General features: G+C 63.4%; 16 protein-coding genes. 8 read left to right on the top strand and 8 right to left on the bottom strand.

All coding sequences use genetic code 11. The features are described from left to right. Positions 1–118: 118 nt before the first annotated feature. Positions 119–871: an SDR family NAD(P)-dependent oxidoreductase gene (locus tag LB571_RS09815; protein WP_015318397.1), complete on the bottom strand. Its 753-nt coding sequence runs from the start codon at positions 869–871 to the stop codon at positions 119–121. 83 nt (positions 872–954) lie between these two features. Beyond that, positions 955–1,623: a glutathione S-transferase family protein gene (locus LB571_RS09810; RefSeq protein ID WP_224594093.1), complete on the bottom strand. Its 669-nt coding sequence runs from the start codon at positions 1,621–1,623 to the stop codon at positions 955–957. Between the two features lie 167 nt (positions 1,624–1,790). Here LB571_RS09810 and LB571_RS09805 point away from each other — a divergent pair, with 167 nt between their 5' ends. Beyond that, positions 1,791–1,976: a CsbD family protein gene (locus tag LB571_RS09805; RefSeq protein WP_015318399.1), complete on the top strand. Its 186-nt coding sequence runs from the start codon at positions 1,791–1,793 to the stop codon at positions 1,974–1,976. Positions 1,977–2,042: 66 nt separating this feature from the next. On the opposite strand, the gene LB571_RS09800 is transcribed toward LB571_RS09805, so the two are convergent. Further along, positions 2,043–2,675, bottom strand: a complete 633-nt coding sequence (locus tag LB571_RS09800) for a TetR/AcrR family transcriptional regulator (protein WP_224594091.1) — start codon at positions 2,673–2,675, stop codon at positions 2,043–2,045. 83 nt (positions 2,676–2,758) lie between these two features. Between LB571_RS09800 and LB571_RS09795 the strand changes: the two genes are divergently transcribed. Next, positions 2,759–3,598: an NIPSNAP family protein gene (locus tag LB571_RS09795; protein ID WP_318012388.1), complete on the top strand. Its 840-nt coding sequence runs from the start codon at positions 2,759–2,761 to the stop codon at positions 3,596–3,598. On the opposite strand, the gene LB571_RS09790 is transcribed toward LB571_RS09795, so the two are convergent. Together LB571_RS09790 and choX are read right to left on the bottom strand one after the other, a co-directional pair. Then, positions 3,599–4,432 carry an alpha/beta fold hydrolase gene (locus tag LB571_RS09790; RefSeq protein WP_224594089.1) on the bottom strand — a complete coding sequence of 278 codons (834 nt, stop codon included), beginning with the start codon at positions 4,430–4,432 and terminating at the stop codon, positions 3,599–3,601. Then, the gene (choX, locus tag LB571_RS09785) at positions 4,429–5,361 is read right to left on the bottom strand and encodes a choline ABC transporter substrate-binding protein (RefSeq protein WP_224594087.1); all 933 of its coding nucleotides are present in this window, start codon (positions 5,359–5,361) and stop codon (positions 4,429–4,431) included. The genes LB571_RS09790 and choX overlap by 4 nt, the downstream gene beginning before the upstream one ends. 77 nt (positions 5,362–5,438) lie before the next feature. Here choX and betI point away from each other — a divergent pair, with 77 nt between their 5' ends. Together betI and LB571_RS09775 are read left to right on the top strand one after the other, a co-directional pair. Continuing rightward, complete coding sequence (gene betI, locus LB571_RS09780) at positions 5,439–6,077, top strand: choline-responsive transcriptional repressor BetI (RefSeq protein WP_224594063.1); 639 nt, start codon at positions 5,439–5,441, stop codon at positions 6,075–6,077. A 176-nt stretch (positions 6,078–6,253) separates the two neighbouring features. After that, complete coding sequence (locus LB571_RS09775) at positions 6,254–7,027, top strand: SDR family NAD(P)-dependent oxidoreductase (RefSeq protein WP_140790606.1); 774 nt, start codon at positions 6,254–6,256, stop codon at positions 7,025–7,027. Positions 7,028–7,039: 12 nt separating this feature from the next. Here LB571_RS09775 and LB571_RS09770 read toward each other — a convergent pair whose 3' ends face one another. Next, positions 7,040–8,005, bottom strand: coding sequence for a LysR family transcriptional regulator (locus LB571_RS09770; protein ID WP_224594059.1), 966 nt, complete (start codon positions 8,003–8,005; stop codon positions 7,040–7,042). Between the two features lie 105 nt (positions 8,006–8,110). Here LB571_RS09770 and LB571_RS09765 point away from each other — a divergent pair, with 105 nt between their 5' ends. The 4 genes from LB571_RS09765 to LB571_RS09750 all read left to right on the top strand — a co-directional run bounded on the left by LB571_RS09765 (position 8,111) and on the right by LB571_RS09750 (position 11,392). Further along, a complete protein-coding gene (locus LB571_RS09765; RefSeq protein WP_140617162.1) occupies positions 8,111–8,590 on the top strand; it encodes a cupin domain-containing protein in 480 nt (159 codons plus the stop codon). A gap of 155 nt (positions 8,591–8,745) precedes the next feature. Further along, positions 8,746–10,143, top strand: coding sequence for a class II fumarate hydratase (fumC, locus tag LB571_RS09760; RefSeq protein ID WP_140617163.1), 1,398 nt, complete (start codon positions 8,746–8,748; stop codon positions 10,141–10,143). Positions 10,144–10,320: 177 nt separating this feature from the next. After that, on the top strand, positions 10,321–10,743 hold the full coding sequence (locus LB571_RS09755) for a DoxX family protein (protein WP_140790525.1): 423 nt from the start codon (positions 10,321–10,323) through the stop codon (positions 10,741–10,743). A gap of 226 nt (positions 10,744–10,969) precedes the next feature. Then, positions 10,970–11,392 carry a DoxX family protein gene (locus LB571_RS09750; RefSeq protein WP_224594056.1) on the top strand — a complete coding sequence of 141 codons (423 nt, stop codon included), beginning with the start codon at positions 10,970–10,972 and terminating at the stop codon, positions 11,390–11,392. Here the strand turns inward: LB571_RS09750 and ppx are convergent, their stop codons facing one another. Further along, complete coding sequence (gene ppx, locus LB571_RS09745) at positions 11,393–12,928, bottom strand: exopolyphosphatase (RefSeq protein ID WP_224594053.1); 1,536 nt, start codon at positions 12,926–12,928, stop codon at positions 11,393–11,395. Then, the gene (locus tag LB571_RS09740; protein ID WP_140726247.1) at positions 12,928–15,120 is read right to left on the bottom strand and encodes an RNA degradosome polyphosphate kinase; all 2,193 of its coding nucleotides are present in this window, start codon (positions 15,118–15,120) and stop codon (positions 12,928–12,930) included. Before LB571_RS09740 ends, ppx begins: the two co-directional genes overlap by 1 nt. Positions 15,121–15,233 lie beyond the last annotated feature (113 nt).

Below are 15,233 nucleotides of genomic sequence, written 5' to 3'. Positions count from 1 at the left end.
TTTCAGACGCCTGTCAAATGTTGCGCCATCGATCCGAGAATTCGACGCCTGAAAGGACGTCATCTGGCCAACATCCATGGTGAACAAGCGCCCGCACCTGAGCGTTGCCGGCGGCCGCTCAGCGTTCCTGGTCGGTCGGTCTGATGACGATCTCGTTGACGTTGACGCGCGCCGGCTGGCCGACGGCATAGAGGATGGCGGCGGCGACATCCTCGGCGGTCAGCGCTTCCATCGTGGCGAGGCGCTGGTCCAGCCCCGCCTTCGAGGCAGCGTTGGTGATATGGTCGCCAAGCTCTGTGCGCACCAGGCCGGGCTCGATCACGGTGACGCGAACCTTGTCGGCATAGACTTCGCGCCGCAGTGATTCCGAAAAACCGACAACACCAAATTTGGTCGCCGCGTAACCGCTGGCGCCGGGATTGGCGACGCGGCCGGCGACCGACGAGACATTGACGATATGGCCCTTGGCAGCCTTGAGATGCGGCAGCGCCGCCTTCGTGACGCCCATCAGCGCCAGCAGGTTGAGTTCCACCATATGGCGCCAGTCATCGAGCGTTGCCTCCGCTGCCGGCGAGAGCAGCATCACGCCGGCATTGTTGACGAGGATGTCTAGCCGACCCCATTCTGCCACCACCTTCCCGACCATGGCCGCGACATCGTCATTGCTGGTGACGTCGGCCTCGATGCGCAAAGCCGTTCCGCCGATTTTTTCGATGCGGGCGGCCAGAGCTTCGAGCCTATCGACCCGACGGGCGGCGACCGCCACCCTTGCCCCGGCAGCAGCCAGTGCCGCAGCCGTCGCCTCGCCAATGCCCGAGGAAGCGCCGGTGACGAGAGCAACCTTGCCGGCAAGCATGGAAGAAACGGTCATTGCAACATCTCCAAAGCGCGCCGCGCCAATGCTCCTAGATAGGCCATCCCGATAAACGGGGAAGGCCACTTCGCAGATGGGTCCTATTCATCCGGCCCCGGCTCCGGCCACGGCTCCTTCGCCGCTTCCGCATACCATTGGCGCATGGCCGGCAGCGCGAGGATGGCGTCGACATAGGCCTTGGTGTCGGGCGCCAGATCCCCACCATAGGTGTCGAAGCGGGTGACGACAGGCGCATACATGGCGTCGGCCGCGGTGAAATGACCGAACAGAAACGGGCCGCCCTTGCCGTGTTTCTCGCGGCACTCGCGCCACAGCACCTCGATGCGGGCGCGTTGCGCCTCGCCCTCGGCGTCGAGTGGCTTATGGCCCTTTGGCCGCCGCAAATTCATCGGCCAGCCATAGCGGACTTCGCGAAAACCGGAATGCATCTCGGTCGCCGCCGAACGCGCCAGCGCCCGGGCGCCGATATCGGCCGGCCAGAGCTTTTTCTCCGGAAAGAGATCGGCGAGGTATTCAAGGATGGCAAGGGTTTCCCAGACCATTCCGCCAGTGTGGTCCAAGGGCTTGTGAACCAAGACAGGGACTTGACCTGTCGGCGACACGTTCGCCAGGTTGGCGGCGGTCTCGGGGGTGCGCAGCCGCACCAAGACCTCTTCGAACGGTATCTCCAGGTGCCGCATCGCCACCCAAGGCCTGAGCGACCAGGACGAGAAGCACTTGTTGCCGATATAGAGCGTGAATTCCGACATTTGTCCCCCTTGGCGGTTTGCTCCTTGCGGAGTGCGCTGGCCGGCACCCTAGCCTGCCGCCGCGGCGCCCGAAAGACACCCTGTTTCGCCGACATAAGCGGCGGCTGTCGGAACCGAAACCGTGCCGGCTCGTTTGCCAAGGCGAACCAAACCCGGGAGATGCGAAAATGGTGAACAAGGATCAGGTCGCCGGTGCGGCCAAGCAGGTAAAAGGCTCGGTCAAGCAAGCCGCCGGCAAAGTGACCGGCGATAGGCAGACGCAGGCAGAAGGCATGGCCGACAAGGCCACCGGCAAGGTGCAGAAGGCCTATGGCGACGCGAAGGACAAGGTCAAGAAATCGCTTGACCGCTGAGGAAAGGGCCGCGTCGAGCGGCCCTTTTCACGTCAGCCACAAAGTGGGCCCAGCGATCCACCTGCCTCAAGTGATGCCATGCCGGCGCAGCACCCTACGACGTCGCCGCGCCACCGGCTCGCCCTGCAATGATGCCGCTTGCGAGGCGCTCTGCTCCAGCGCCGCCAGGCAATCGCGCAACGGGCCGGCGTCCTGTGCTGTCTTGGCCATCGACATGGCGCCGGAATAGGCGGCGACCGCAAACACCGCAAAATGCTCGGGATCCGTGCCTTGCTCCCTGCCCGCCCGCTGGTCGGCCCTGATCTTGTCGGCGATCGCTTGGCGCCATGCCGAAAAGACGCCAACAAGGGCATTCCGAAATTCGAGATCGGCCAGCGACAGTTCATGCGCCAGATTGTTGAGGGGGCAGCCGCGCACGAAACCTTGCCGTTCCAGTTCCGCCGCCACGGCGTCGAACACTTGACGCACGCCCTCGCGGGCCGAAGCAGCCTGCCGCACCGGCGCGATCCACGTCTCCTCGACCGCCGCCGCCACGCGCTCCTCGATGACCGCCAGCGCCAGCGCCTTCTTGGTCGGGAAGTGATGATGCAACGCGCCACCGCTGACGCCTGCCGCCGCCATCAGGTCGCCGAGGCTGGAAGCATGATAGCCGCGTGCCTGAAACGCTGCCTCGGCGACATCGAGCACTTTGCGGCGCATGCCTTCGGGGTCGTTGATGCGTTTGCCTCGGACTCGCCCTGGCCGGATGTTGAGATCTGCTGACATTGCCGAAGGATAGCATGTTGACAAAACAGGGCAACCGGTCTGTTTATAAACAGGACGATCAACCTGTTTTGGAGAACCCGCGGATGAGCCCAATCCCGAATGCCACGCCTAAGCCGGCGGTACTCGCCTCGCCGATCGTCGAATTGCGGCAGTACACGTTGAAGCCTGGCCGGCGCGAAACGTTGATCGATATCTTCGACACGCAGTTCATCGAAAGCCAGGAAGACGCGGGGATGACCATCATCGGCCAGTTCCGCGACCTGGACCGCCCCGATATGTTCGTCTGGATGCGTGGTTTCGAGAGCATGGATGCGCGCAAGGATGCTCTGAGCGCGTTCTATGACGGCCCGGTATGGGCGGCGCACCGCGACGCGGCCAATGCGACGATGATCGATTCCGACGATGTGTTGCTGCTGCGGCCGGCGTGGCCGGATGCCGGCTTCGATCTGTCGGGATTGCGCCGGCCAATGGCCGACATGGCCAAAAGCACAAGCGAACGAAGCGGGTTGCCCGGCCTGGTTGAGATTTCGATTCATCATTTGCGGCCGGGCATCGGCGCCGACTTCGCCGGGCGCTTCCAGGCGGAGATGGTTGCGCGGCTTGCCCAGACCGGCGCGCGCCTGCTTGGCGCCTTCCTGACGGAGCCGGCCGCAAACACCTTCCCGCGGCTACCCGTGCGCGCCGGCGAAAACGTCTTTATCACCGTTGCCGGCTTCCCCGACGGCGATGCCCACGCCAGCCATCGCCTCGCCACTTCGCCGGCGTGGCAGGCACTTGGCCAGAACATTCAGGGCATTAGCACTAAGCCGGCCGAGACGTTGCGGCTGGTGCCCACGGCCCGATCGCTGTTGCGGTGATCAGCGGCCGGAGAGCAGTCCCGCCATCGCGGAGGCGACGAAGGCCGGGTCCTCCCAATGGGGATTGTGACCGCAGTTTTGCGCCCAGACGAGACGGGATCCGGTCAGCGCGTCGGCCAAGGCCTGCTGGTGCGGCTTGTCGAAAAGCGGATCGCAAGCGCCGGCGATGATCAGTGCCTTGGCCCGCACGGCCCGTGCCTCGGCGGTCAGGTCGGTGATGCGGACTTCCTCTAGAATGGCACGCCAGCGGGCCGCCGGCATGGCGGAAGCTTCCGTCGCCAGGCCCGCGAGGAACGTCCGCGGCACCGAGGTCTGGCAGGCATGCCACCAGGCAAAGAACGGGTCGGCCGGCGATATCGGATCGTGCAAGACCAGGATGCCGACCGGCAACGCATGGTCCGGCGTGAAGCCGGGCTTCAGCGTGCTGGCCAGCACGACCAGGCCTCCGATCAAGTCCGGCTGCCGGGCGGTCAATGCAATTGCCACCATGCCGCCCAGCGAGTGACCGACGACGACAGGCCGGTCCAGCCGCAGGTGCCGGATCAACCCGGCAATATCCTCGGCGAAATCAGTGATGCGGTAGCCGCCGCCCGCCTGCGAGGCACCATGGCCGCGCAGATCGGGCATGATCAGCCGGCGGCCAGCCAGATGCGGCGCCAGCAGCGAAAAGCTGCGGCTGGTGTCGGTGAAACCATGGATCAGCAACAGCGGCGGCCCGGCGCCGGCGATCTCGACATAAGCGATGTCGAGATCGCCGATACCGACCCATTGCTTGCGACCAGCCCAGGCGTTCTGTTCCACACAGGCGATGGGCAAGGCGTCCGGCGGTCTCACAGGCCAAGCTTTTCCTTGACGGCGGCAAGACCAGGCTTGCCATCGAAAGTAGTCACACCGGCAAGCCACGCATCGAGACGGCTCTTGTTCAGCGTGATCGCCTTCAGCGCGCCGTCCTCCGGCTTCATGCCGTCATTGATGAGGTAGCCCATGCCGACATTCTCGAAGTCGATGTCGAAGACGAGATTCCTGAGGAACTGCGCCACGTTAGGACATTCCTGCAGGTAGCCCTTGCGGACCTGCGTCGTCACCGTCGCGGCGCCGAAATTCGGGCCAAAGAACTTGTCGCCGCCGGTCAGATACTTGAAGTCGTACATGGTATTCATCGGATGCGGCGCCCAGCCCTGGAAGACGATGAACTGCTTCTCCTTGATCTCGTAACCGACCTCCGACAGCATGCCGGCTTCGCTGGACTCGACCACGTGCCAGCCATCGAGGCCGAAGGTCGGATCGGCGATGGCGTCCATCATCAGCTGGTTGGAGCCGGGCTCGATGCCATACATCTTCTTGCCGAACTTGTCGGCGAACTTGTGCAGGTCGGAGACGTCCTTGACCCCTGCCTCCCAGACATAGGTCGGTACGGCGAACGTGTATTTGGCGCCGACGAGATTGACACGCACATTCTCGATCGAGCCGTCCTTCTTGTAGGGTTCGTAATAGGTGACCATCGCCGGGTCCCAGTAGCCCAGGAACAGGTCGAGATCCCGGTTCTTCATGCCTTCGTAGATGACGTTGATGCCCAGCACCTCGCTCTGTGGCTGATAGCCGAGCGCTTGCAGGAGCACATTGCCCACACCCGTGGTGAAAGCGAGATCGTTCCAGCCGGGCTCGGCCATGCGGACCACACGGCATTGCTCGGCGTCGGCCGCCTGGGCAGCCTGCGAGGCCAAGGCCAGCGCGGCCAGACAGCTTGCAAGGATACGCACCATTTCCGTTCTCCTCATTGTATTGACCCATCGGTCTTTTTATTGCCCCATTGGTCAATGATTGATCTCGCGGGGCGAAAATGTCAACGTGGATTCGTGAGGCATGGAACAATCCCGTGAAACTGAAACGCCTTGGCGACATACGCCGCAAGGAATTGCGCCAGGCGGCCTTCGCGGTTCTGGAGCGCGAAGGCATTGCGGGGGCGACGCTGGAAAAAGTCGCCGCCCATGCAGGCGCCTCCAAAGGCATCGTGCTGCACTATTTCCGCAACAAGCAGGAATTGTTCGAGCACGCCATGCGCGAGGCCAACGCAGTCCTATGCAACGCGGTGGTCGCAAGGCTTCGCCGGGCGCGGACTTCGATGGAACGCCTGGACGCGGTGATCGAGGGCAATTTCGAGGAGCATCTCTTCCTGCCGCCTCTATGCCATGCCTGGCTTTCGCTCTGCGCCGAGGTGCCGCGCGATGAAAAGCTGGCGCGCATCCAGAAGGTGATCCATGGGCGCATGCGCTCGAATCTGTTGTCCGGCCTGCGCGGCCTCGCCTCACCCAACGAGGCCGACGACATCGCGCTTGGCGTCACGGCCTTGATCGACGGACTCTGGCTTCGGCTCGGCCTGCAGCCGGGCAGCGTCTCGCGCGAACAGGCGATCCGGCAGGTCAAGGGCTATGTCGCCGCGCGGCTGGCTACTCAGGAGCGCTCCACCGCCAGCGCGTGAAACCGACCCGCACGTCATCCGGTTTTCGCGCTGCGACGGGTCTCAGGCCAGCCGTCGGGCGCTCGCGCCGGACGCCGGCCGAAGTTCATACCCTGGGATAGCCTGATGACTTGACCCCGTCACGGACATGCGGTGCGATCCCTCTGTTTGATGGCAAACGCATGGTGATGTGCGTGATGAGGCTTCAGGGCAAGCGGACGTTGATCACCGGCGGATCGGACGGCATCGGCCTGGCGATCGCCGAGGCATTCCTGAACGAGGGTGCCGATGTCCTGATCGTCGGCCGCGACGCGGGCAAACTCGACACCGCTCGCCAGAAGCTGACGGCCCTCGGCTCGACAGGCATGGTGGCGACATTGTCGGCCGACCTCGCCACCAGCCCCGGCCTCGCAGCGGTCGTCGAGCAGGCGAAAGAATCCGGCCGGCCACTCGACGTTCTCGTCAACAATGCCGGTGTCGCCTATCTCGTGCCGTTCGAGAGTGTCAGCGAGGCACAGTTCCAGCAATCTTTCGCGCTCAATGTGACGGCGGCGTTCTTCCTCACCCAGGGGCTGCTGCCGCATCTCGGTGCAGATGCATCCGTCATCAACATCTCCTCCTATTTCGCCAACAAGATGATCCCGAAACGGCCATCAAGCCTCTACTCCCTGTCCAAAGGCGCGTTGAACTCGCTGACCAAATCGCTGGCCTTCGAACTCGGTCCGCGCGGCATCCGCGTCAACGCAATCGCACCCGGTACGGTGGATACGGCAATGCGGCGCAAGACCGTCGACAACCTGCCGGCCGAGGCACAGGCGGAACTGAAAGCCTATGTCGAGCGCAGCTATCCTCTCGGCCGCATCGGCCGGCCTGACGACCTCGCCGGGATGGCGGTCTATCTCGCCAGCGACGAGGCTGGCTGGACCAGTGGCGGCATCTTTGCCGTCGACGGCGGCTACACGGCGGGGTGAACTGCCTGGCCGCTATGGCGCGGCAACTTCACCAGCGGCGCTTTCCACAAATCCAAGAGCGCCCACAACGTCCAGGATCTGAAGGCGAATCCAGCGATGAGGGGGCTCGTCGTCTCGGCGTGCGTGCCAGTACATCCTGATTTCAGGAACGGCAATGGGAAGTGGCGGCTCGAAGATGGCGAGAGGCAGGGTTTTGGCTGCCCAAACCGCGAACTGCCTGGGAACCGCGGAAAGGTAGTTTCCGTTTGCGACGGCCAACGCGACAGCCTGAAAGTGAGGCAGTGCCAGGCTTACACGGCGGCTTCGCCCGATTTTGCGGAGCGCCTCGTCGGTGGAGCCCGACATCGAGCCGTCGATAGAGCGAAGAACGTGCGGCAGTTCGCAAAAAAGCTCAAGCGGAATAGGCTCGCCCCCTGCGATCCCCGCCATTCTGATTGCAGCATTGTTTTGCGCCGCAATGATTGCGAATGGCGAATGGAACAGCGGTACGCTGGAGACCCAATCCAAGACCTCCAGCGGACCTTCGAGAGCCACATCGATTTCATCGTCCTGGAGCAGACGCGAAACATCGCCTCGCGCGCTATCGAGAAACCGTAACGACGCATGCGGCGCGATAGCCGCGACGCGCACCGCCAGTGTCGGCATCAGTAGCATGGAAAAGAAGTCCGCCCCCATGAGCGTGAAGGTTCGCTCAAGTTCCGCCGGATTGAACGAATGCGCCGAATGAAAGGCGCGTTCGATCTCGCGCAGTGCCGCGCGCACCGGCTCCGTCAGGCTTTCGGCGCGCGGGGTCGGCACCATGTCGTTGCCGCGCCGCACGAACAACTGGTCGTTGAGGACATGACGCAGGCGATTGAGCGCGGCGCTCACGGCGGGCTGGCTCAGCCCGATCTGCTCGCCGGCGCGCGTCACGCTTCGTTCGCGCAAAAGCGCATCGAGCACCCTGACCAGATTGAGGTCGAGCGCATTTAAATTCATGGCATCAATCCGCCTCATATGATCATTGGATTTCCATCGGCGGCATGCACCTGATCAGATCCTTCCGACCGCGACCCGTCCGAGGGCAACAAAGGAGGAAGAACCATGACAATGACCGTCGGGACCATTACAGGCAAGGAACTCTTCTGGTTCAACAACACACTGGTTGCCATTCGGATATCGTCGGCGGAGGGCGAGGACGGCATCTGTGTCGTCGAGCACCGCATGCCCCATGGCGATTCTCCGCCGCTGCATGTGCATCGGCACGAAGACGAGGTGTTTCATATCCTAGAAGGACAGCTGCGCGTTCGGATCGACGGACAGGAGCGGGTCGCTGGTACCGGCGAGACCCTCATTGCGCCGAAAGGCCTGCCGCACACATACAGGGTCGAATCTCCAGAAGGTGCGCGCGCTCTGACCGTCACGCGCGGCCGCGGGTTCGAGACGATGCTGCGTCAGGCGAGCCGCCCCGCCGGACAGCCGGAATTGCCGCCGCTGTCCGAGCCGACGCCCGAGATGATCGAGGCTCTGGTGCGGATCTGCGCGGAAAATGGCATCGATATTGTCGGTTCGCCCTTGAGTTGAGAACGCGAAGCCGCCGATCTCTGCTCCAAGGGTTCCAGTGGGGAGATCGGAAGCATCTTCAACCGATTTGCATCCGCAGCCGCGTTATTCTCCGCTTGAAGCCATTTGTGCAACGCGATACGCCGTTGCCCAAATCGACAGACCGGAGCCTTGCCGTGAGCACGCCAAAGACGAGAACCGAAACCGACACGTTCGGCCCCATCGAGGTCGCCGCCGACCGTTATTGGGGCGCCCAGGCGCAGCGTTCCCTCGGCAATTTCAAGATCGGTTGGGAGAAGCAGCCGGCTTCGATCGTGCGCGCGCTGGGCATCGTCAAGCGGGCGGCGGCGGAAGCCAACATGGAGCTCAAGCGGCTCGATCCGGCCATCGGCAAGGCGATCATCGAGGCCTCGCAAGAGGTCATCGACGGCAAGCTCAACGACCACTTTCCGCTGGTGGTCTGGCAGACCGGCTCGGGCACGCAGTCCAACATGAACGCCAACGAGGTGATCTCGAACCGCGCGATCGAGATGCTGGGCGGCGTCATGGGCTCGAAGAAGCCGGTGCACCCCAACGACCACGTCAATATGAGCCAGTCCTCCAACGACACCTATCCGACGGCCATGCACATCGCCTGCGCCGAGCGGATCGAGCATGACCTGATTCCCGCTCTGCACCACCTGCACAAGGCGCTCGCCGCCAAGAGCCGGGACTTCAACCACATCATCAAGATCGGCCGCACCCACACGCAGGATGCCACGCCGCTGACGCTGGGCCAGGAATTCTCCGGCTATGCCGCGCAGGTCGCCTCCTCGATCAAGCGCATCGAGCAGACGCTGCCCGGCCTGCAGGAACTGGCGCAGGGCGGCACCGCCGTCGGCACCGGCCTCAATGCGCCGGTCGGTTTCGCCGAGCGGGTGGCCGATCGCATCGCCGCCATTACCGGCATCGCCTTCGTCACCGCGCCGAACAAATTCGAGGCGCTCGCCGCCCATGATTCCATGGTGTTCTCGCACGGTGCCATCAATGCCGCGGCCGCGGCACTGTTCAAGATCGCCAACGACATCCGTTTCCTTGGCTCCGGCCCGCGCTCGGGCCTCGGCGAATTGTCGCTACCGGAAAACGAACCCGGCTCCTCGATCATGCCGGGCAAGGTCAACCCTACCCAGTGCGAGGCGATGACGCAGGTCTGCGTGCAGGTGTTCGGCAACAATGCGGCGCTTACCTTCGCCGGCAGCCAAGGCCATTTCGAGCTCAACGTCTACAATCCGCTGATGGCGTACAATTTCCTGCAGTCGGTGCAGTTGCTCGCCGACGCTTCGGTCTCCTTCACCGACAATTGCGTCGTCGGCATCGAGGCGCGAGAGGACAACATCAAGGCGGCACTCGACCGTTCGCTGATGCTGGTGACCGCGCTTGCGCCCACCATCGGCTACGACAACGCCGCCAAGATCGCCAAGACCGCGCACAAGAAAGGCACGACGTTGCGCGAGGAAGCGTTGGCAACCGGACTGGTCAGCGAGGCCGACTATGACCGCCTGGTGCGGCCGCAGGACATGACACATCCGGGGTGAAGGCATTTTTCGGCGGGAGAATATCCTCACGCCAGCGCATCGACCGACATGAATTTCCGCTTTTCACCGGTTCACAGAAACGTATTCCTGTGAACAATGTGTCGCCGGATAGGCGGCTTTGGTGAACAGTTGGCATGCTCTATCTGACGGGGCATCAACCCCATTCGGAGAGCCACCATGTCCACAAACACTTCCTTCGCCGGCAGCGGCACCGCGTCCAACAGCTCTGTCACCATCCTCATCGGCCGCATCCTGCTCGCGGTCATTTTCCTGCTTTCTGGATTCGGCAAGCTCACAGCCATTTCCGGCACCGCCGCCTATTTCGGCGGCCTCGGCCTGCCGGCGCCGACGGCGACGGCCGTCATCGTCGGACTGATCGAGCTGCTTGGCGGCCTTGCCGTCCTCGTCGGTTTCCAGACCAGGATCGCCGCCTGGGTGCTCGCGATCTTTACGATCGCGACCGGGCTGGTCGCCCACACCGGCTGGGCCGACCAGATGCAGATGATCCAGTTCCTCAAGAACGTCGCCATCACCGGCGGTTTCCTGCTGCTGGCCTCCTCGGGTCCCGGCGCGTATTCGATCGACGCCAAGCGCGGCTGAGGTTTTTTCCTCCCAAGGATCTGAAACGAGCGGCGCGGAATTTTCCGCGCCGCTTTTTTCGTTATGTGATCACAGGGGTACAGCACGTCGCGGCAAATAGATTCGTCCGAGCTGCTGTAAGCTTCTGGTTTTATGCATGTCGTTGTCCCGGAACCAAGGACACTCCCGGGCGACATGCATTAGACTGCAATGGTCGCCGGCGACCGTGCCGGCAAGGGAGGGAGCCATGGGTCGCAGTGCATTGCTTCTGGTTTCGCGGCTGCTGTTTGCCGTGCTGTTCGTGCCGTCCGGCTTCCAGGCGCTCGCCAACATCGCCGGCACCACCAGCTATTTCGCCGGCCTCGGCCTGCCGCTGCCGGCGCTCGCCGCCTGGGGCACCGGCCTTTTCGAGCTGATCGCGGGACTGCTGATCCTCGTTGGTTTGCAGACGCGGATCGTCGCACTGCTGCTGGCCGGCTTCTGCATCGCGGCCGGCTATATCGGCCATTATGGCCAAGGCGCCGGTGACGCGACGCTCGCCTTCTTGCACCAGCAGATGCTGATGAAGGACATCGCGATATCGGGCGGTTTCCTGGCGCTTGCCATGACCGGCGCCGGCGCATGGTCGGCCGATGGGCGCGGCTTCGGCATAGGCGCCGACGCGACTTGACTACTTCGCCGACACGCTCTGCCCGCCCTCGACCGCCAGCACCAGGCGGCGGTTGGTGATGCGCCCCAGTTGCGCCAGCCGGCCGGCCGGGCGCTCGCCGTATAGGTCGGAGAGCGAGGCCGGCAGCACCAGCGCCAGCGCCCCGTTGGGGCGGCTTTCCCATTTCAGCCTCGGCATGATGCCAGGCATCGCGGCCGTCAGCAGATAGACGACGCGCATCATCGCTGCCAGTACGCGGGCGCGCTCCAGCAGGCGCGGCGGCGCCAGCGCCCTGATTTCGGGCGCCACCAATTCATTGAAAACGCCATCATGACGGTAGGCGTTGGTCAGCGCCAGGTAGGCGCGGCCGGGATGATCGACACCGATGAACGAGGCATGCGCAATGATGTTGAGCGACTGCTTGCCGCGGTATTCCGGATGAGCGCGCCAGCCGATATCGGCGAGCAGGCAGGCGGCATGGCGATAGCGCGCTTCGTCTTCCGTCTCGTCGATGCCGAACGCCTTGAAGGCCTTGCCGGTCCATTCGACAAGGTCATGCGCGTGATGGACCGAACGCGAGCGCAGAAGCGCAAGCTCCTCGGCGGCCGAGATCAGCGGATCGGCCTTCTGCTCGGCCGCGTCGAGCAGCGAATAGAGGAACCCCTCACGCACGCCTTGCGCCGAAACGACGATTCTGGACGGCTGCATCGCCGTCATGATCTCCTGCAGCACGAGAGCGCCATAGGGCAGCAGCGAGCGGCGGTTCTTGGAGACACCCTCGATGCCCCTCACCTTTTCGACTTCGCCCCTGGCCACCTGCTTGAGGAAGTTCTGCGCGCTTTCGGCCGATATTTCGTAGTGATGCATGACGCCGAGCGGGTAGTTGTTCATCTCCATATGCAGCCTGGCGAGGTTTCGCCAGGTGCCGCCAACAGCGTAGAAAGTCCTGCCTTGTCCGCCCTTCAAAAGCTTGGCCCGGGCCAGTTCCTGGCGCGCGATCTTCTGCGCCTGGACGAGCGAGTTCTTCGCCATGTCCTGCAGGCGCAGGCCGCCGAGCGGCAGCGTGATGCCGTCGCCGATCGCCTCGCCATCAATGTCTATAAGCTCCAGGCTGCCGCCGCCAAGGTCGCCGGCAATGCCGTTGGCCGGGTGGAAGCCTGAGATGACGCCGAGCGCGGAATAATGCGCTTCCTGGCGGCCGGAGAGCACACGGATTTCGGTCTTGAGCACATCCTCGGCACGATGGATGAAATCGGGACCGTTGATCGCCTCGCGGGCGGCGGCGGTTGCCAGCACGTACATGTGTTCGGCGCCTGCCTGGTCGGAGAGCGCGCGGAAACGGCGAAACTCCTCCATCGAGCGCGCCACCCCCTCGGGGTCCAGCTTCCCCGTCGACACGATGCCGCGGCCGAGGCCGGCCAGCATCTTTTCGTTGAACAGCATGGTCGGCGAGCGCGCCAGCCCCTCATAGACGACGAGACGGATCGAATTGGAGCCGATGTCGATGATGGACAGCGGTCGGCGGTCCTGCAGCCGGCCCTGGGAATTGGACAGCATCAGGTGGCGGCGTTCTTCTTGCGGCGCTTGAACTGGGCGATTCGCTTGGGCGCATGCGATTTCAGCGCGTCACCCCGTCCCGACAGGCTCGGATTGGTCATGAAATATTCCTGCGCGTTGAACGGTTCCTCACCCTCCTCCAGCACCACGCGCCGGGAGGTTCCATCTGCCAATACGTCGAAACTTTGCTGATTGTCCATGATGTTGCCCAGCATGATCTGGCCCAGAATCTGTTCATGCACAGTTGGATTGGTGATCGGCACCATGGTCTCGACGCGGCGGTCGAGATTGCGCGGCATGAGGTCGGCCGAGGAGATGTAGACGATCGCCTCGTCCGAAGGAAGGCCATGACCGTTGCCGAAGCAATAGATGCGGCTGTGCTCCAGGAACCGGCCGACGATCGACTTGACCCTGATGTTTTCCGACAGGCCCGGCACCTGCGGCCGCAGGCAGCATATGCCGCGCACGACGAGGTCGATCTCCACTCCGGCGCGGCTGGCATCGTAGAGCGCGTCGATGATGATGGGATCGACGAGCGCGTTCATCTTCATCCAGATACGCGCCGGCCGTCCCTCCAACGCATGGGTGACCTCGTCCGAAATGTGCTGAAGGATGCGGTTCCTCAGCGTGAACGGCGAGATCGCCAGCCGCATCTCCGCGGTCGGCTCGGCATAGCCGGTGATGAAATTGAACAATTGGGCGACGTCGCGGGCGATCGTCGGATCGGTGGTGAAGAAGGACAGGTCGGTGTAGATGCGCGCGGTGACCGGGTGGTAGTTGCCGGTGCCGAGATGGACGTAATTGCGCAGCTTGCCGTCCTCGCGCCGCACCACCAGCGACATCTTGGCGTGGGTCTTGAGTTCCAGGAACCCGAACACGACCTGCACGCCGGCGCGTTCGAGATCGCGCGCCCAGCGAATGTTGGCCTCCTCATCGAAACGCGCCTTGAGCTCGACCAGCGCCGTTACTGACTTGCCGGCTTCGGCCGCGTCGACCAGAGCACGCACGATTGGGCTGTCGTTGGAGGTGCGATAGAGCGTCTGCTTGATCGCCACCACTTCGGGGTCGGCCATCGCCTGGCGCAGGAACTGCACCACCACGTCGAACGACTCATAGGGGTGATGGACGACGATGTCCTTCTCGCGAATGGCGGCGAAACAGTCGCCGCCATGCTCGCGGATACGCTCGGGAAAGCGTGGGTTGTAGGGGATGAATTTCAGGTCGTCGCGGGGAACGGAGACGATCTCGGAGATCTGGCTGAGTGCCAGCGGCCCGGTGAGCACGCTGATGCGGCTCGACGAGACGCCAAGCTCGCCGGCGACGAAATCGCGCAATTCCCCAGGCATCAGCTTGTCGAATTCGATGCGGATGACGGAGCCGCGGCGGCGGCGCTTCAGCGCCGTTTCGAACAGGCGCACGAGATCTTCCGATTCCTCTTCGACCTCGATGTCGCTGTCACGAATGATGCGGAACGTGCCGGAGCCCTTGACCTCGTAGCCGGGGAAGAGCTTGCCGATGTAGAGGCCGACCGCCTCCTCCAGCGGAATGAAGCGGACATGGTGCTTGCGGTCCGGCAGGCGGATGAAGCGCTTCAGCGCCACCGGCAGGCGCAAGAGCGCGCTCATCTCCTCGCCATTCTTGCGATGGCGAAGTTGCAGCGCCATCGAGAAGCCGAGATTGGGAATGAACGGGAACGGATGCGCCGGGTCGATCGACAGCGGGGTCAGCACGGGAAACACCTGCTCCTGGAAATGGTCTTCCAGCCAGACCTTCTCGTCCTTGGTCAGCGCGTCGCGGGTGATGGTTTCGATGCCTTCCTTGTTGAGCAGCACCGTGAGGGCCGACAGGCTCTTCTGCTGGTCCTCCTGCAGCCGCTCGACCTCACGCAGCAATTGTTCGAGCTGCTGTTCGGGAGTGCGTCCGTCCGGGCTCTTCAGCACGATCCCCTCGCGCACCTGGCCGGCAAGGCCGGCGACGCGCACCATGAAGAACTCGTCGAGATTGGCGGCCGAGATCGACAGGAAGCGGACGCGCTCCAGCAGCGGGTGATGGGTGTTCAGCGATTCCTCGAGAACGCGGCGATTGAACTGCAGCCAGGAGAATTCGCGGTTGACGAAGCGGTCCGGATTGCCTTCCGGGCTCGCTGCCGCGACATTGTTGAATTCGCTCTGTACCGGCTTCAGTTCGTTCATGATTCCTGCTCTTCCGCGCGCCTCAGCCGGTTAACCGGCTTAACTTATCCTGTGGCAGGCTTTTGCGACAGTTCTCTGACAGGCTTTTGCGACAGTTTGATTTCATCGAACTT

It is taken from the genome of Mesorhizobium sp. BR1-1-4 (genome assembly GCF_020165375.1).
Classification (GTDB): domain Bacteria; phylum Pseudomonadota; class Alphaproteobacteria; order Rhizobiales; family Rhizobiaceae; genus Mesorhizobium; species Mesorhizobium australicum.
This window is presented reverse-complemented; position numbering and strand designations above follow the sequence as displayed.